This window comes from Rhizobium sp. BT04 (genome assembly GCF_030053135.1).
In the GTDB taxonomy this organism is placed as follows: domain Bacteria; phylum Pseudomonadota; class Alphaproteobacteria; order Rhizobiales; family Rhizobiaceae; genus Rhizobium; species Rhizobium binxianense.
Genome location: NZ_CP125652.1, coordinates 48332 through 66090, shown reverse-complemented (window position 1 = coordinate 66090; position 17759 = coordinate 48332). Strand labels below are relative to the sequence as shown.

The window sequence follows — 17759 nt, the reverse complement described above, 5'->3', positions numbered from 1 at the left end:
CGCCGCGGCCGCGTCGATCGTCGCTGTGACGAAACACACGTTGCGGCCTGCCGAATCGCGATCACTTTATCCCCAGCTTCTATGCGTTCTGAAATCCATCAATATTATGGCACATTTGGCTTTTCCCTTGCTATTGTGACACAGAAAACATACAACGAATTTTAGGGTAAAGTGTTGACGGGATAGAGTCGCCGCAAAGGCTGCCAGCCAGATCAGGACCTGGCGCCACACCGGTCATCGTCCGCCGTCTCATGCGCTTCATCCCTAGAACTGGATCCTGATTTTCCGGCTTATTGTCGGAATTCATTGGTGGATCAGCCACCACGCTCTCAGGGAGCAAACTCATCGGACCCGAACGGGTCTTCGTATTTGTCGATCACGCTTGGTTGTTGATGGTTTCGCAGCAGGTTTTATCTGAAGTGTACAGGCCCCGGACCGACATGGTTCCGGCTGCGGTCTGGCTGCTGCCCTCCCCCTCGCATCAGGCGCGACTTTCATTATCCGGCGCGGCTACAGTGGACCGCATTCTTTCTGTTTCAACAGCAGTCGGGAATGCGCTCTTGCGGCCACGCCGAGGAGCACAGCTTACATGGCAGACAAAATGCTTATCGATGCGTCTCACGAGGAAGAGACGCGCGTCGTTGTCGTTCGCGGGAACCGTATAGAAGAATTTGACTTCGAGTCGCAGCACAAGAAGCAGATCCGCGGCAACATCTATCTTGCAAAGGTAACGAGGGTCGAGCCCTCGCTGCAAGCCGCCTTCGTCGATTACGGCGGCAACCGGCACGGCTTCCTGGCCTTCGCCGAAATCCATCCCGACTATTATCAGATACCGCTCGCCGACCGTCAGGCGCTGCTTCGGGCCGAGGCCGAGGAGCATCGCCGCGACGAAGATGTCGAGCATGTCGAAACCGCGCCGATGGTCGATCTGTCCAAGCAGGATCAGCCGGATGTCGGCATCGTGCCGGCAGAGGCGCCGGAAACGGCTGCCATAACGGAAGAACCGGCAGCGGTCGAAGCCGCAGCATCGCCGGAGGCCGCCGAGGAGGCGCCTGCCAAGAAGGCAAGGCCGCGCCGCAGCCGCAAGAAGGCCGCCGAGCCGGTTGCAGAGACGACCGCGACCGAAGACGCCGTTCCCACGGACGTCGAAGCCGAAGGCGCTTCGAGCGTCGACAATGAGGATGACGGCTCGACCGGCGGCGCGATGGCCGCCATGGTGGAAACCGACGAGATTTCCGAGGACGTCGATACCAGCAAGCGTCGCCACGATGATGACGACGACGATGACGATCACGGCGAAGAGGAAGTCATCGAATCGGTCGGCGCCGAAGACGCCATGGAAGAAGTGCCGGACCGCGTGCAGCGCAAGCCGCGCAAGCAGTACCGCATCCAGGAAGTCATCAAGCGCCGCCAGATCCTGCTCGTGCAGGTCGCCAAGGAAGAGCGCGGCAACAAGGGTGCCGCCCTTACCACTTATCTCTCGCTCGCCGGCCGCTATTCGGTGCTGATGCCGAACACGGCGCGCGGCGGCGGCATTTCCCGCAAGATCACCAACCCTGCGGACCGCAAGCGCCTGAAGGAAATCGCGCGCATGCTCGAAGTGCCGCAGGGCATGGGCGTCATCCTGCGTACCGCCGGCGCCAATCGCACCAAGGTCGAGGTCAAGCGCGACTTCGAATATCTGATGCGCCTCTGGGAGAACGTGCGCACGCTGACGCTGGCGTCCACCGCTCCCTGCCTCGTCTATGAGGAAGGCTCGCTGATCAAGCGCTCGATCCGCGACCTCTACAACAAGGATATCAGCGAGATCATCGTTGCCGGCGAAGAAGGCTATCGTGAAGCGAAAGACTTCATGAAGATGCTGATGCCGAGCCATGCCAAGGTGGTTCAGCCCTATCGCGACATCCACCCGATCTTCTCGCGCTCGGGCATCGAAGCCCAGCTCGACCGCATGCTGCAGCCGCAAGTGACCCTGCGTTCCGGCGGCTACCTGATCATGAACCAGACGGAAGCGCTGGTCTCGATCGACGTCAACTCCGGCCGCTCGACGCGCGAACACTCGATCGAGGACACCGCGCTGCAGACCAACCTCGAAGCTGCGGAAGAAATCGCCCGCCAGCTTCGCCTGCGCGACCTTGCCGGCCTGATCGTCATCGACTTCATCGACATGGAAGAGAAGCGCAACAACCGCGCTGTCGAGAAGAAGCTGAAGGAATGCCTGAAGAACGACCGCGCCCGCATCCAGGTCGGCCGGATCTCGCATTTCGGCCTGCTTGAAATGTCGCGCCAGCGCATCCGCGCGTCGGTTCTCGAATCGACCACGCAGGTCTGCTCGCATTGTGGCGGCAGCGGCCATGTGCGTTCGCAGTCCTCCGTCGCACTGCATGTCCTGCGCGGCATCGAGGAATATCTGCTCAAGAACACCACGCACAATATCACCGTGCGCACGACGCCCGATATTGCTCTCTACCTGCTCAATCACAAGCGCCAGACGATCGTCGATTACGAGAACCGCTTCGGCGTTGCGATCATCATCGACGCGGACGGCTCGGTCGGCGCGCAGCATTTCGCGATCGATCGCGGTGAGCCGGTGGAAAACCCGGTCAAGATCGAAACGCTCTTCAACTTCGCTGCCATTCCCGAGGATGACGATGACGACATCGTCATCGAGGCGGATGAGGACGAAGACGAGGAACTCGAGGAAAAGCCGGCCGCTACCGAGCGCCCCGTCGCTGCACGCTCGGAAGGCGAAGGTGAAGGCAACCGCAAGCGCAAGCGCCGCAGGCGCCGCCGCGGCCGCAACGGCAATGCCGAGCAGCCGGTATCGGCTGCAGGTGAAGCGGGCGACGAGGATGAGGACGGTGACGACGAGGCCGGCGAAGGCGATGAAAACGCCGAAGGCACGCCTGAGACACTGGCTGAAAGCGAGGAATCGCAGCGCCGCAAGCGCCGCCGTCGCGGCAAGCGCGGCGGTCGTCGCAACCGCGCCGAGGATGGTTCCGAACTGACGGCCGGCGAAGCCGGTGAAGGCAATGGCGGCGGCGAGGACGAAGGCGAGGACGTTTCGAACGACGGCGCTGCTGGTAAAGCCGAAACTGTCGAAGCGGTTGCCCTGCAGGCTGACGAAGGTCAGGCCGCAGCGGCCGCCGTCGAGGGTGTGGCCGTCGTCACCGAGGATGTGAAGCCCGCCCGCAGCCGCGGCCGCCGCAAACCGGCCGCAGCGCCGGTCGAAGAACCGGTAGCCGAGACGGCCCCTGTGGCCGAGGCCGAACCGGAGTTGGTCGAAGCCTCCGCCGATCTCGGAACGCCCGCTCGGGAAGATGCCCAGGAAGAGGCAAAGCCGGTTCGCGCCAACCGCGAATCCAATATCTCCTCCTCCGAGCCGACGGTGAAATCGACCACCCGCGCCGAGAATGGCGACGGTGACGACGGCAAGCCGAAGAAAGCCGGCTGGTGGCAGCGCCGTGGCTTCTTCTGAACGCTGATTTTCGGACGTAAACCCTGAAATCCGGCCGCGGCGACGCGGCCGGATTTTCGTTTATGGCGATGACATCGTCGCCGAGCTTGAACCGCAGAGATGTGGATGCGTATCTCTATGATAATCATACCCATGGGGCGCGATCATGCGGACGACTATCGCTATCGATGATGCCTTGCTCGACGCCGCAATGACACCACAGGATTGGCGACAAAAGAGGCCACCGTCGACCAGGCCTTGCGAAGTCTCGTTGAGAGACACCGCCGGAAAATGCGATCGCAGATCTCGCAGGGATAGGCTGGGAAGGCGACCTCGGCGCGATACGTCGCGACCGGCCGGACGGTAAACGGTAATCGTCGTCGACAGGTCAATCCGATGGCCGAGCGTCTCGGCCTCAAGTATCCTCTGAGCCCGATTGCGATCAGGCCGCCGGAGGATAGAGCAGGTCGACGATGTAGCTGGCGTCGAAGCGGGAATCGAGCATGCCGTAGGTGGAGCGCCAGCCGCCGGCAAGGCGCGTCTCGATGAAAGCATCGGCGATGCGACCAGCGCCCAGCCGATAGAGTTCGGCGGCACCGGCGGCCAGCGCCAGCTGTTCGACGAGCAGGCGCGCGGCGCCCTCGTCCTGTTCACACAATGCGATTGCCGCACGCAGCACGTCGATCGTCTTCTTGCCGGCAGGGCCGAGATCGCGCGCAAGGCCTGAAAAGACCGTTTCGAACAGATCCTTGCCGCGGTTGAGCACGCGCAGCACGTCGAGCGCCATGACGTTGCCGGAGCCCTCCCAGATGGCGTTGACAGGGGCCTCGCGGTAATGGCGGGCGATCGGACGCTCTTCGACGTAACCATTGCCGCCGATGCATTCCATCGCCTCGTAGATCAGCGCAGGCGCGATCTTGCAGCACCAGTATTTGGCGACCGGCGTCATGACGCGGGCGTAGGCCGCTTGCTCGGCATTGCCGCGCGCCTTGTCGAAGGCGTCGGCCAGGCGGAAGGATAGTGCAGTCGCGGCGGCAACATCGAGCGCCATGTCGGCGAGCACGCGCGTCATGATCGGCTGGTTGACGAGCATCTTGCCGAAGACGCTGCGGCCGCGGGTGTGGTGCACGGCCTCAGCCAGGGAGGCGCGCATCATGCCCGACGAGGCCAACGCGCAATCGAGCCGGGTCAGCGTCACCATGTCGAGGATGGTGCGGATGCCGGCATCCGCACCGCCGAGCAGGAAACCGAATGTGTCTGAGAATTCGACCTCGGAAGAGGCGTTGGAGCGGTTGCCCACCTTGTCCTTCAGCCGCTGGAACTGCAGGCCATTGGCGGAACCATCTTCCAGCAGGCGCGGCACCAGGAAGCAGCCCATGCCCTCCTTCGTCTGCGCCAGCATGATGAAGGCATCGCTCATCGGCGCGGACATGAACCATTTGTGGCCGGACAGCCGGTAAATGCCTTCGCTGACCTTTTCGGCGGCACTTTTGTTGGCGCGCACATCCGTGCCGCCCTGCTTTTCCGTCATGCCCATGCCGATGGTCACGGCGGATTTCTGCATGGCGGGCTTGTTCGACGAATCATATTTGCGCGAAAGGATTTTCGGCGCCCAGTCCTTTTGCACAGCGGGCGAGGCCGAGAGCGCGGCAACGGAGGCGCTGGTCATCGTCAGCGGGCAGAGATGGCCGGATTCCAGCTGTGACGTCAGATAGAAGCGCGCGGCGCGAATCTTGTGGGCCTCGTCCTTGGCTTCGGTATCGGCCTGCGGATCCCAGACGGAGGAATGCAGGCCGACCGACATGGAGCGGCGCATCAGCGCATGCCAGGCGGGATGGAATTCGACAACGTCGAGGCGCTCGCCCCGCGGCCCGTGGGTGCGCAGCTGCGGCGCGCCCTGGTTCGCCATGCGCGCCAGCTCCTGCGCCTCCGGCGAGGTGACATAGCGGCCGATGTTTTCCAGGTCTTCACGGATGCCGCGCGGCAGGGCCGCCGTCAGATCGACGATCAGCGGATCGGATCGATAGGCGTTGATGCCGGACCACAGGCTCGGCTGGTTGAGTTCTGCGAGTTTGTCGTCAGTCCGGTTGGCGGAGGTCATAATTCGCTTCTAGTGTAAGAACCCGGCAAAGGGAAACCGGAAGTTATGATTCGGTCACTCTGCTCTATCGGAATTCGGGCGAAAATGCATGGGGACATAAGCCTTTGCCCACAGCGCATGCTTGCCCCGGCGGGCAGCACTCTTTATAGACCCGCCAGAGACAGTAAGAGGCAGGGTCATGGTCTTTTTCCCCCACCGCCACCTCATCGGCATCAAGGGCCTCACCGAGCAGGATATCACCTATCTTCTCGACAAGGCGGATGAGGCCGTCAAGATCAGCCGCCAGAGAGAAAAGAAGACGTCGACGCTGCGCGGGCTGACGCAGATCAACCTCTTCTTCGAGGCATCGACCCGCACGCAGGCCTCCTTCGAGCTTGCCGGCAAGCGGCTCGGCGCCGACGTCATGAACATGTCGGTCGGCAATTCCTCGGTTAAGAAAGGCGAAACGCTGATCGACACGGCGATGACGCTGAATGCGATGCGCCCCGATGTGCTGGTGATCCGCCATTCAAGCGCCGGTGCGGCTGCCCTTCTCGCCCAGAAGGTCTCCTGCTCGGTCGTCAATGCCGGTGATGGGCAGCATGAACATCCGACCCAGGCGCTGCTCGACGCGCTGACGATCCGGCGCGCCAAGGGCAAGCTTTCGCGCATCATCGTGGCGATCTGCGGCGACGTGCTGCATTCGCGGGTGGCGCGCTCCAATATCCTGCTGCTCAACGCCATGGGCGCCCGTGTCCGTGTCGTCGCGCCTGCGACCCTCCTGCCCGCCGGCATCGCCGAGATGGGCGTCGAGGTCTTTCATTCGATGTCGGAAGGGCTGAAGGACGCCGACGTCGTGATGATGCTGCGGCTGCAGCGCGAGCGCATGTCCGGCGCCTTCGTGCCTTCGGTGCGCGAATACTATCACTTCTACGGGCTCGACGCCGAAACGCTGAAAGCGGCGAAGGACGACGCGCTGGTCATGCATCCCGGCCCGATGAACCGCGGCGTCGAAATCGCTTCGGAAGTGGCGGACGGGCCGCAGAGCGTGATCGCCGAACAGGTGGAAATGGGGGTCGCGGTGCGCATGGCCGTCATGGAGACGCTGCTCGTCTCGCAGAACCAGGGTCCCCGAAGCGATGGAATGATGGCATGAGCAACCCGATCGTCCTCAAGAACGTCCGCATCGTCGATCCCTCGCGCAATCTCGACGAGGTGGGCACGATCATCACCGAAAACGGCGTGATCCTGGCAGCCGGCCATGCGGCGCAGAACCAGGGCGCGCCTGATGGCGCCGTCATCCGCGACTGCACCGGCCTTGTCGCCACACCCGGCCTCGTCGATGCGCGCGTCCATATCGGCGAACCCGGCGGCGAACACCGCGAGACGATCGCCTCGGCGAGCCGGGCAGCGGCGGCCGGCGGCGTCACCTCGATCATCATGATGCCGGACACCGATCCCATCATCGACGACATCGCGCTCGTCGAATTCGTCAAGAAGACGGCGCGGGATACCGCCGCTGTCAACGTCTATCCGGCAGCCGCCATCACCAAGGGTCTTGCCGGCGAGGAGATGACCGAGATCGGCCTGTTGATGCAGGCGGGCGCCGTTGCCTTCACCGATGCCCATTCGAGCGTTCACGACACGCAGGTGCTGCGCCGGATCATGACCTATGCGCGCGAATTCGGCGCCGTCATCTCGTGTGAAACGCGTGACAAATATCTCGGCGCCAACGGCGTCATGCATGAGGGGCTTTTCGCCAGCTGGCTCGGGCTCTCCGGCATTCCGAGGGAAGCCGAGCTCATCCCACTCGAACGCGATCTCAGGATCGCCGAGTTGACGCGCGGCCGTTATCACGCCGCGATGATCTCGGTGCCGCAATCGGTCGAGGCGATCGAACGCGCCCGCAGCCGCGGTGCCAAGGTGACCTCAGGCATCTCGATCAACAATCTGGCGCTCAACGAAAACGACATCGGCGAATACCGCACCTTCTTCAAGCTCTATCCGCCGCTACGCCCGGAAGACGACCGGAAGGCCATGGTCGGGGCCCTTGCCAGCGGTGCGATCGACATCATCGTCTCCTCGCATGACCCGCAGGACGTCGACACGAAGCGCCTGCCGTTCGGCGAGGCGGAGGATGGCGCGGTCGGCCTCGAAACCATGCTGGCAGCAGCGCTCAGACTCTACCATGGCGGTCAGGTGAGCCTGATGCGCCTGATCGACGCCATGTCCACCCGCCCGGCGCAGATTTTCGGCCTTGATGCCGGCACGCTGAAGCCGGGTGCGGCGGCCGATATCACCCTGATCGATCTCGATGAGCCTTGGCTTGTCGCCAAAGACATGCTTCTCTCCCGTTCCAAGAACACGCCGTTCGAAGATGCACGCTTCAGCGGGCGGGCGGTCGCGACATACGTCTCGGGAAAGCTTGTCCACGCGCTCTAGGAGACGGCTGGGCTAGGTCACGGAGGGCCGAGGGGGCATATGTTATCCAATCTGATTTCATGGCAGATCACACTGCCGATCGCGCTGGCCGCCGCCGTCATCGGCTATCTCTTCGGCTCGATCCCTTTCGGCCTGATCCTGACGCGCGCCGCCGGCCTTGGCGACGTGCGCAGCATCGGCTCCGGCAATATCGGCGCGACCAATGTGCTGAGAACCGGCAACAAGAAACTCGCGGCTGCGACGCTGCTGCTCGATGCGCTGAAGGCATCGGCGGCGGCCTGGGTCGTCGGTTATTTCCTCGGTGAGGAGGCAGCGATCATCGCCGGCTTCTTCGCCTTCATCGGTCATCTCTTCCCGGTCTGGATCGGCTTCAAGGGCGGCAAGGGTGTCGCCACCTATATCGGCACCCTGCTCGGCGTCGCGCCGATCATGGTCGTGCTCTTCGCTGCCGTCTGGCTGGCGGTCGCTTTCACCACCCGCTACTCCTCGCTGTCGGCGCTGATTGCCATGCTTGTCATTCCGGTTGCGCTGTGGATACTGGGTAACGAAAAGGTTGCGGCAGTGATGGCGATCATGACCCTCATCTCCTACTGGAAGCACAAGGCGAATATTTCGCGCCTGATGAGCGGGACGGAAAGCAAGATCGGGGCAAAGGGATAATGGATGCGCTGAGCGCCGGACCAAAAGGCGTTGTTCTGACCGAACGGCAAAGAATTGCCTGGCTGCGCCTCATCCGTTCCGACAATATCGGCCCTGCCACCTTTCGCGACCTCATCAATCATTTCGGTTCGGCCGAGGCAGCACTTGCCGCACTGCCGGAGCTTTCGGCGCGCGGCGGCGCCACGCGAGCAATCCGCATCGCCAGCGAGGCCGAGGCGCATCGGGAACTCGAGGCGGCGCATCGCTTCGGCGCCCGCTTCGTCGGCATCGGCGAGCCGGACTACCCGCAAGCGCTGAAGCAGATCGACGGGGCGCCGCCACTTCTGGCCGTCAAGGGCGCGCTTGCCGCCACCAAACGACCGGCCGTCGGCATCGTCGGCTCACGCAATGCCTCGGCCGCCGGCGCGAAATTCGCGGCAATGGTGGCGCGCGACTGCGGCCGGGCAGGATATACCGTAGTCTCGGGTCTGGCGCGCGGCATCGACACATCGGCGCATCGGGCAAGCCTCGATACGGGCACGATCGCCGCCCTTGCCGGTGGTCTCGACCAGCCCTATCCGCCGGAGAATATCGGCCTGCTCCAGGAGATCACCGGCGGCAACGGCCTGGCGGTGAGCGAAATGCCCTTCGGCTGGGAGCCCCGCGCCCGCGATTTTCCGCGCCGGAACCGGCTGATCGCCGGCATCGCGCTCGGCCTTGTGGTCATCGAAGCAGCGACACGCTCGGGCTCGCTGATCACCGCACGGCTTGCCGGCGAGTTCGGCCGGCTGGTGTTTGCCGTGCCCGGCTCACCGCTCGACCCGCGTTGCCACGGCACCAACGGGTTGCTGAAGGACGGTGCTTCGATCGTCACCACACCCGCCGATGTCGTCGAGGCTTTGGCGCCGCTGACGCAATTCGAGCTCTTCCCGTCGTCGTTGGCAGAACAACCGGCAAGTGACGGCAAGGCGATGACGATGCCGCCCGGCGATTCAGACCGGGCTCGCATCATCGATGCGCTCGGGCCGACGCCGGTCGAGATCGACGACGTCATCCGCCATACCGGCCTGTCGGCGTCGGCGGTCTATCTCATTCTTCTGGAACTCGATATATCAGGCAGGCTGCAGCGGCATCAGGGCGGGTTCGTCTCGCTTTCCGATTGAACTTTGCACGATATCGGAGAATTGCCGAACCCCGTGTCGAAAACCTTCGACAGCCTATCTAATATTGCATTTCCCCGATAAGCTCCCTTCGGCTGCGCCAGATGCAAGAGGTAAAATTGTAGCAAACCCCTTGACCGCGGCGATTTCCCTGTCCATGTCGGAGGGCCGGTATCCATGTTTCGGTGTGTGTCGCGCTGGCTTCAAAGCTGGCGTCGTTTCCTTTTTAGAGAATCATCATGAATGTTGTAGTGGTGGAATCGCCTGCCAAGGCCAAGACGATCAACAAGTATCTGGGTCCAGGATACAAAGTGCTCGCCTCCTTCGGCCATGTGCGCGATCTGCCTGCCAAGGACGGCTCAGTTCTTCCTGATCAGGATTTCGAAATGCTTTGGGAGGTCGATGGCGCCTCGGCCAAGCGGATGAAGGATATTGCCGACGCAGTGAAATCCTCCGACGGCCTGTTTCTCGCGACCGACCCGGATCGAGAAGGCGAAGCAATTTCCTGGCACGTTCTCGACATGCTGAACAAGAAGCGGGTGCTGAACGGCAAGCCGGTCAAGCGCGTCGTCTTCAATGCGATCACCAAGAAGGCGGTGCTCGACGCGATGGCCGATCCACGCGACATCGACGTGCCGCTGGTCGACGCCTATCTGGCGCGCCGTGCCCTCGACTATCTCGTCGGTTTCAATCTTTCGCCGGTGCTGTGGCGCAAGCTGCCCGGCGCCCGTTCGGCCGGCCGTGTCCAGTCGGTGGCGCTTCGCCTGGTCTGCGACCGCGAATCCGAGATCGAGCGCTTCATTTCGGAAGAATACTGGAACATCTCGGCACTCCTGAAGACGCCGCGCGGCGACGAGTTCGAGGCCAGACTGGTTTCGGCGAACGGCAAGCGGCTCCAACCGCGAGCGATCGGCAACGGCGAGGATGCGGGCAAGCTCAAGGCATTGCTCGAAGGCGCGAGCTATATCGTCGATACGGTCGAGGCGAAGCCGGTCAAGCGCAATCCGGGACCGCCGTTTACGACCTCGACGCTGCAGCAGGCCGCCTCCTCCAATCTCGGCTTCTCGGCCTCGCGCACCATGCAGATCGCCCAGAAGCTCTATGAAGGCGTCGATATCGGCGGCGAGACGGTCGGTCTCATCACCTATATGCGAACCGACGGCGTGCAGATGGCGCCGGAGGCGATCGATGCGGCGCGCCGCGCCATCGTCGACCAGTTCGGCGAGCGCTACATGCCCGAGAAGGCGCGCTTCTACTCCACCAAGGCCAAGAACGCCCAGGAGGCGCACGAGGCGATCCGTCCGACCGATTTCTACCGCTCGCCCGACCGCGTACGCCAATTCCTCGATGCCGACCAGATCCGCCTCTACGACCTGATCTGGAAGCGCGGCATCGCCAGCCAGATGGCGTCGGCCGAGATCGAGCGCACCACGGCTGAAATCACCGCCGACAATAAGGGCGAGAAGGCCGGCCTGCGCGCCGTCGGTTCGGTCATCCGCTTCGACGGCTTCATCGCTGCCTATACCGACCAGAAGGAAGACGGCGAGCAGAGCGATGACGGCGACGAGGATGGCCGCCTGCCGGAGATCAATGCGCGCGAAACGCTCGCCAAGCAGAAGATCAATTCGACGCAGCATTTCACCGAACCGCCGCCGCGCTATTCGGAAGCCTCGCTGATCAAGAAGATGGAAGAGCTCGGCATCGGCCGGCCCTCCACCTATGCCGCGACGCTCGCGACGTTGCGCGACCGCGACTATGTGACGATCGACAAGCGCAAGCTGATCCCGCAAGCCAAGGGCCGGCTGGTGACGGCTTTCCTCGAAAGCTTCTTCACCAAATATGTCGAATACGATTTCACCGCCGATCTCGAAGAGAAGCTCGACCGGATTTCCGCCGGCGAGCTGAACTGGAAGCAGGTGCTGCGCGATTTCTGGAAGGATTTCTTCGCCCAGATCGAAGACACCAAGGAACTGCGCGTCACCAATGTGCTGGATTCGCTGAACGAGGCGCTGGCGCCGCTGGTGTTCCCGAAGCGGGAGGACGGCAGCGATCCCAGGATCTGCCAGGTCTGCGGTACCGGCAACCTGTCGCTGAAGCTCGGCAAATACGGCGCCTTCGTCGGCTGTTCGAACTATCCGGAATGCAACTACACCCGCCAGCTCTCCTCCGAAAATGGCGGAGAAGCGGACGGCGCAGCCCTCAACGAGCCGAAGAACCTCGGCACCGATCCGACGACCGGCGAGGAGCTGACGCTGCGGTCCGGCCGCTTCGGCCCCTATATCCAGCGCGGCGACGGCAAGGAAGCCAAACGCGCTTCGCTGCCGAAGGGTTGGAAGCCCGAGGACATCGATTATGAAAAGGCGATGGCGCTGATCTCGCTGCCGCGCGATATCGGCAAACATCCCGAAACGGGCAAGATGATCTCATCCGGCATAGGTCGCTACGGGCCGTTCCTGCTGCATGACGGTTCCTACGCCAATCTGGAAACCATCGAGGACGTGTTCTCGGTCGGCCTCAACCGCGCCGTGACGGTTATCGCCGAAAAGGCGAACCAGGCACCCGGCCGGGGTTCGCGCGGCACGCCGGCGGCGCTGAAGACGCTCGGCGATCATCCCGACGGCGGCGCCATCACCGTTCGCGACGGCAAGTACGGCCCTTACGTCAACTGGGGCAAGGTCAATGCCACCCTGCCGAAAGGTAGGGATCCGCAGGCGATCACTGTCGAGGAGGCGCTTGTGCTGATCACCGAAAAGGCCGGCAAAGCCCCCGCCGGCAAGGCATCGGCCGGCAGGGCGGCCAAGGCGAAAGCCAAGCCGAAGGCGGCGGCCGCCGAAGCCAAGACCACCAAGACGGCGGCCAAGCCGAAGGCAACGAAGGCGAAGGCGCCGGCGAAATCGAAAAAGGGCTGACGTGAGCAGGACACCGCGCGAAAGAACAAATCCCGCGGGCAAGCGCCCGGGCAAGATCGGCCGCCCGGGCAAGGATGCTCCCGCCGTCGAGCCGCTGAACATCGTCCACGGTGCCCTGCCCTCACGCGAGGTGATGCTGCGCTTCATCGCCGATCATCCGCAGAAAGCGTCCAAACGCGAACTCGCCAAGGCTTTCGGCCTGAAGGGCGACAACCGTGTCGAGCTCAAGCACATGCTGCAGGAGCTCGAGCAGGAAGGCATGCTGCAGAAGAGCCGCAAGTCGCTGATCCGTCCCGGTGCGCTGCCGCCCGTCACCGTTCTCGATATCACCACGCGCGACAAGGACGGCGATTTGATCGGCCGGCCGGCGGAATGGCCGGAGGATCAGGGTGTCGCCCCTGCCGTCGCCATCCGCCAGCAATCACCGGCAGGCCGCCAGGGCAAGGGCAAGGCGCCTGTCGCCGGCCTCGGCGACCGCATCCTGGCAAAGATCTTCCCGGCCGTCGATCGCGGCGGCCCGGCCTATACGGCGCGGATCATCAAGGTGATCGACAGGCGCCGCGGCGCCTCGATGGGCGTTTTCCGCACCGCACCCGGCGGCGCCGGCCGGCTGTTGCCGATCGAGCGGCGCGGCGAGGAGATGGTGATCGATCCCGATTTCACCGGCGGTGCTGCGGACGGCGATCTGGTCGAAGTCGAAATCGCCCGTCTCGGCCGTTTCGGCCTGCCGCGTGCAAAGGTGCTTTCCGTCGTCGGTTCCGTCGGCTCGGAAAAGGCGATCTCGATGATCGCGATCCATGCCCACGGCATTCCGCATGTCTTCCCGCCAGCCGTCATCGACGAGGCGGAGGCCGCAAAACCCGCCAGCATGTCGCATCGTGAGGATTGGCGCGACGTGCCGCTGATCACCATCGACCCGGCCGACGCCAAGGACCATGACGATGCCGTCTATGCCGAACTCGACCCCTCGCCCGACAATCCCGGCGGCGTCGTCGTCACCGTCGCGATTGCCGACGTCTCCTGGTATGTCCGCCCCAAATCGCCGCTCGACCGCGAGGCGCTGAAGCGCGGTAATTCGGTCTATTTCCCGGATCGCGTCGTGCCGATGCTACCGGAGCGCATCTCCAACGATCTCTGCTCACTGAAAGAAGGCGTCGACCGCCCGGCGCTTGCCGTGCGCATGAGCTTTTCCGGGGAAGGCCGCAAGATCGGCCACACCTTTCATCGCGTCATGATGAAGAGCGCGGCCAAGCTCTCCTACCAGCAGGCGCAGGCAGCGATCGACGGTAAGCCGGACGATCAGACCGGACCGATGCTCGAGCCGATCCTGAAGCCGCTCTGGCACGCCTATAAGGTGATGAAACGCGGACGCGACCGGCGCCAGCCGCTGGAACTCGACATGCCGGAGCGCAAGATCCTGCTGAAGCCCGACGGTACGGTCGACCGGGTCGTCGTGCCGCCGCGGCTCGATGCGCACAAGCTGATCGAAGAGATGATGATCCAGGCGAACGTCGCAGCCGCCGAGACGCTGGAAAAGAAGCGCCAGCCGCTGATCTACCGCATTCATGACGGCCCGACGCTTGCCAAGCAGGAAATCCTGCGCGAGTTCCTGGCCACGCTCGGCATCCCGCTCGCCAAGGGCGGCAATATGCGCGCCAACAACTTCAACGGCATCCTGGCGAAGGCGGACGGCACGCCGCATCAGACCATGGTCAACGAGATGGTTCTGCGCTCGCAGAGCCAGGCGATCTATGGGCCGGAGAATATCGGCCATTTCGGCCTCAACCTGATGAAATACGCCCACTTCACCTCGCCGATCCGCCGCTACGCCGATCTTATCGTGCATCGCGCCCTCGTCGGCTCGCTCGGCTTCGGCGAAGGCGGCATCACCCCCGACGAAGAGGCTACACTCGACGATATCGCCGCTGAAATCTCGACCTTCGAGCGCCGGGCCATGGCCGCCGAGCGCGAGACGGTCGACCGGCTGATCGCCCATCACCTTGCCGGCCGGGTCGGCGAAGAATTTGCCGGACGGGTCTCGGGCGTGACGAAATCCGGGCTATTCGTCGTCCTGCCGGACTATGGCGCCGACGGTTTCGTCCCCATCTCTACGCTTGGCACCGATTATTTCATCTATGACGAGGCGCATCAGGCGCTCTCGGGTGAAAGAACAGGGCGCGGCTATCGCCTTGGCGACAACGTCACGGTGAAGCTTGCCGAGGCGATCCCGCTTGCCGGGGCGCTGCGTTTCGAGATGATCAGCGAGGGCCGCGAGATGCCGACGGCGGTGCGCTCCTTCCACAAAGCCGGCCGCCGCGACAGGGGCCAGGTCCGCAAGAAACCCGGAACGAGGCCGCCGCGCGGACGGCACTAGATCCGAAGAGGAACACCCAATGAGCACACCGACCGAACCGGCCGTCCGCCACGGGGATGCGCCTGAGGTCGAGCGTCCGGTGGGGCGCTCCATCATGCGCGGGCTGATGAACCGCTGCCCGGCCTGCGGCAATGGCAAGCTTTTTCGCGCCTTCCTGAAGCCGGTCGATCATTGCGCCGTCTGCGGCGAGGCGATGTATCACCAACGCGCGGACGACCTGCCGCCCTATATCGTCATCCTCATTCTCGGCCACGTCGTGGTCGGCGGCTATATGCTGACCGACATGACCTTCGTGCTGCCGGTCTGGATGCATCTTGCCATCTGGGCGCCGATCACCGTGATCACAGCGCTTGCCTCGATCCAGCCGATCAAGGGCGGCGTCATCGGCCTGCAATGGGCGCTGCGCATGCACGGCTTCGGTGGAGGGAGTGACGATCCGGGCGATTATGACATCCCCGGCCGGTCGGACTAGGCCGGATTAGAGCATGTCGCGTGACAACGACATGCGAGAAATAAGGAGCTAAAGCGCAGGCAGCGAATCTGAAAGATGGCGACGCGCTTTAGCGCCTTCACCTTCCAGACATATTTGACGTGTAGTGGCAGCGCTCCACCGATCACCACCGGGGGCAGCCGACGATCCTCAACGACTTGACATGGTAAGCTTTTCTTGTCTGAACAGGCTTTACATTCCGCAGGTGGTCACTCACATCGGAAATACTGCGAAACGCCCCCGTCACCTGGATTTGGCACGCCTGTGTCTTTCTGTGTGAGGTGATCGGCCGATTCGCTCGCGTAGCTTTCTAAGGATGGATAAATGTCTCAGCCGAGAAACGGCACACCGGGCGATGTCGAGGAAATCCATTGGCCTTCTCTGGTGGCAGCCATCTCGTCCATATCAGCCGTCGGCATAGCAATCGGCCTCGGGCTGCCCCTCCTCAGCATCATCCTCGAAAAACGCGGCATCTCGTCCACCCTGATCGGGCTCAACACGGCGATGGCCGGGGTCGCGGCGATGGCTGCCGCACCCATCACCACCAAGCTCGCCCATAAATACGGCGTTGCGCCGACAATGCTCTGGGCCGTGCTGATTTCGGCGCTGAGCGCGCTCGGCTTTTATTATGCCGAGGATTTCTGGATGTGGTTTCCGCTGCGTTTCGCCTTCCACGGCGCAACGACGACGCTGTTCATCCTCTCCGAATTCTGGATCAACGCCGCTTCGCCTCCTTCCAAACGCGGCTTCGTGCTCGGCATCTATGCGACGGTGCTTTCCCTGGGCTTTGCGGCCGGGCCACTGCTATTTTCGATCCTTGGCAGCGACGGCATCTTCCCCTTCCTGATCGGCGCCGGCGCCATCCTGCTTGCCGCCATTCCGATCTTCATCGCCCGCGACGAAAGCCCGGCGCTCGAGGAAAAGCCGGAGCTGCATTTCATGCGCTACGTCTTCCTGGTGCCGACGGCGACGGCGGCGGTCTTCATCTTCGGCGCGGTCGAAGCGGGCGGACTGTCGCTTTTCCCGATCTTTGCGGTGCGCGCCCATTTCACCGAATCGCAGGCAGCTCTGCTGCTCACCATGATGGGCGTCGGCAACGTCATCTTTCAAATCCCGCTCGGCCTGCTTTCCGACCGCGTCGGCGACAAGCGACCGCTTCTGGCCGGCATGGCGCTGATGGGGTTCATCGGCTCGATGATGCTGCCGTTGCTGCTCGACAACTGGCTGCTGATGGCAGGGCTGCTGCTTTTCTGGGGCGGTTGCGTCTCCGGCCTCTATACGGTCGGCCTCAGCCATCTCGGCTCGCGGCTGACGGGCTCCGACCTTGCGGCCGCCAATGCTGCCTTCGTCTTCTGTTATGCGATGGGAACCGTGGCCGGGCCGCAGGCGATCGGCGCGGCGATCGATGTCGCTGGAAATAACGGGTTTGCCTGGGCGATTGCCGCTTTCTTCGGTCTTTACGCCCTACTTTCCGGCATCAGACTGATGTTCATTCGAAAACGGACTTGACTTTTCGGGCGAGATTCGTAGTTTCGCGCCAGAATTTGCCGTGGAGCCCATCCGGCTTCCACGGCTTTCATTTCTTAAAGGCAGGACGACTATGGCCAAGGCTACAACAATCAAGATCAAGCTGCTGTCGACAGCCGACACCGGTTTCTTCTACGTCACGACGAAGAACAGCCGTACGATGACGGACAAGATGACGAAGACCAAGTACGACCCGATTGCAAAGAAGCATGTCGAGTTCAAGGAAACCAAGATCAAGTAATCACTTGATGTCGGGGATTCAAAAAGCGCGCGCCCTCGGGTTGCGCGTTTTTTGTTGCCCGAATTGATCCTCACTGGAAGATGATAGCGCAAACAGAAAAACGCCGCCCTTCCATCTTCGGGAAGTGGCGGCGTTTTCGTGTAAGGGGGTCGGCCAGCATGCAAAACGGCACGAGGAACCGCTATAATTTGCGTACCAGCCGACCGACCCCACGACCCAGGAGATGCGGCGGACCTGAGCATCATGGGGTATCGACAACTCCTCAACGGGAGCGCTTCTCTTATGAGCCGATAATTTGCGCAGAAATGAAAGAAAATCAACAAATTCTTAATGGTGAAATTTCTTAGCTTGATTCTATGGTTAAAAGTCCAATTTTGGGACATGCAATGATTTATCGGCTCTGCTTAGGCCCGAAGCCTAATGTCGGATCACGCCAAGAA

Annotated in this window: 12 protein-coding genes; 11 read left to right on the top strand and 1 reads right to left on the bottom strand. The window is 62.8% G+C overall.

Going from position 1 to position 17759, the window contains the following annotated elements; all coding sequences use genetic code 11:
* The first annotated feature begins 589 nt into the window (after positions 1-589).
* Positions 590-3478, top strand: coding sequence for a ribonuclease E/G (locus QMO82_RS08600; RefSeq protein WP_183606558.1), 2889 nt, complete (start codon positions 590-592; stop codon positions 3476-3478).
* Positions 3479-3682: 204 nt separating this feature from the next.
* The gene (locus tag QMO82_RS08595; protein ID WP_246718227.1) at positions 3683-3775 is read left to right on the top strand and encodes a hypothetical protein; all 93 of its coding nucleotides are present in this window, start codon (positions 3683-3685) and stop codon (positions 3773-3775) included.
* Positions 3776-3899: 124 nt separating this feature from the next.
* Here QMO82_RS08595 and QMO82_RS08590 read toward each other — a convergent pair whose 3' ends face one another.
* Positions 3900-5558, bottom strand: coding sequence for an acyl-CoA dehydrogenase family protein (locus QMO82_RS08590; protein WP_183606557.1), 1659 nt, complete (start codon positions 5556-5558; stop codon positions 3900-3902).
* A gap of 178 nt (positions 5559-5736) precedes the next feature.
* On the opposite strand from QMO82_RS08590, the gene QMO82_RS08585 reads away from it, so the two are divergent.
* The 9 genes from QMO82_RS08585 to rpmG all read left to right on the top strand — a co-directional run bounded on the left by QMO82_RS08585 (position 5737) and on the right by rpmG (position 17319).
* Complete coding sequence (locus tag QMO82_RS08585; RefSeq protein WP_183606556.1) at positions 5737-6693, top strand: aspartate carbamoyltransferase catalytic subunit; 957 nt, start codon at positions 5737-5739, stop codon at positions 6691-6693.
* The gene (locus QMO82_RS08580; protein ID WP_183606555.1) at positions 6690-7979 is read left to right on the top strand and encodes a dihydroorotase; all 1290 of its coding nucleotides are present in this window, start codon (positions 6690-6692) and stop codon (positions 7977-7979) included. Before QMO82_RS08585 ends, QMO82_RS08580 begins: the two co-directional genes overlap by 4 nt.
* 39 nt (positions 7980-8018) lie before the next feature.
* A complete protein-coding gene (gene plsY, locus QMO82_RS08575) occupies positions 8019-8639 on the top strand; it encodes a glycerol-3-phosphate 1-O-acyltransferase PlsY (protein WP_183606554.1) in 621 nt (206 codons plus the stop codon).
* Positions 8639-9781 carry a DNA-processing protein DprA gene (gene dprA / locus QMO82_RS08570; RefSeq protein WP_183606553.1) on the top strand — a complete coding sequence of 381 codons (1143 nt, stop codon included), beginning with the start codon at positions 8639-8641 and terminating at the stop codon, positions 9779-9781. Before plsY ends, dprA begins: the two co-directional genes overlap by 1 nt.
* Positions 9782-10017: 236 nt before the next feature.
* On the top strand, positions 10018-12687 hold the full coding sequence (gene topA, locus QMO82_RS08565) for a type I DNA topoisomerase (RefSeq protein WP_183606552.1): 2670 nt from the start codon (positions 10018-10020) through the stop codon (positions 12685-12687).
* 1 nt (position 12688) lies between these two features.
* Positions 12689-15061: a ribonuclease R gene (gene rnr, locus QMO82_RS08560; protein ID WP_183606551.1), complete on the top strand. Its 2373-nt coding sequence runs from the start codon at positions 12689-12691 to the stop codon at positions 15059-15061.
* A 19-nt stretch (positions 15062-15080) separates the two neighbouring features.
* Positions 15081-15533, top strand: coding sequence for a DUF983 domain-containing protein (locus tag QMO82_RS08555; protein WP_183606550.1), 453 nt, complete (start codon positions 15081-15083; stop codon positions 15531-15533).
* Positions 15534-15875: 342 nt separating this feature from the next.
* Positions 15876-17060, top strand: coding sequence for an MFS transporter (locus tag QMO82_RS08550; RefSeq protein ID WP_183606549.1), 1185 nt, complete (start codon positions 15876-15878; stop codon positions 17058-17060).
* A gap of 91 nt (positions 17061-17151) precedes the next feature.
* Complete coding sequence (rpmG, locus tag QMO82_RS08545; protein ID WP_003587245.1) at positions 17152-17319, top strand: 50S ribosomal protein L33; 168 nt, start codon at positions 17152-17154, stop codon at positions 17317-17319.
* The last annotated feature ends 440 nt before the right edge of the window (positions 17320-17759 follow it).

What these genes read in the sequence shown, in the direction of transcription:
- plsY (WP_183606554.1), top strand. Translation starts at nt 8,019, where the DNA reads ATGTTATCCAATCTGATTTCATGGCAGATCACACTGCCGATCGCGCTG.
- QMO82_RS08550 (WP_183606549.1), top strand. Translation starts at nt 15,876, where the DNA reads ATGTCTCAGCCGAGAAACGGCACACCGGGCGATGTCGAGGAAATCCAT.
- rpmG (WP_003587245.1), top strand. Translation starts at nt 17,152, where the DNA reads ATGGCCAAGGCTACAACAATCAAGATCAAGCTGCTGTCGACAGCCGAC.
- topA (WP_183606552.1), top strand. Translation starts at nt 10,018, where the DNA reads ATGAATGTTGTAGTGGTGGAATCGCCTGCCAAGGCCAAGACGATCAAC.
- dprA (WP_183606553.1), top strand. Translation starts at nt 8,639, where the DNA reads ATGGATGCGCTGAGCGCCGGACCAAAAGGCGTTGTTCTGACCGAACGG.
- QMO82_RS08600 (WP_183606558.1), top strand. Translation starts at nt 590, where the DNA reads ATGGCAGACAAAATGCTTATCGATGCGTCTCACGAGGAAGAGACGCGC.
- QMO82_RS08580 (WP_183606555.1), top strand. Translation starts at nt 6,690, where the DNA reads ATGAGCAACCCGATCGTCCTCAAGAACGTCCGCATCGTCGATCCCTCG.
- QMO82_RS08585 (WP_183606556.1), top strand. Translation starts at nt 5,737, where the DNA reads ATGGTCTTTTTCCCCCACCGCCACCTCATCGGCATCAAGGGCCTCACC.
- QMO82_RS08590 (WP_183606557.1), bottom strand. Translation starts at nt 5,558, where the DNA reads ATGACCTCCGCCAACCGGACTGACGACAAACTCGCAGAACTCAACCAG.
- QMO82_RS08555 (WP_183606550.1), top strand. Translation starts at nt 15,081, where the DNA reads ATGAGCACACCGACCGAACCGGCCGTCCGCCACGGGGATGCGCCTGAG.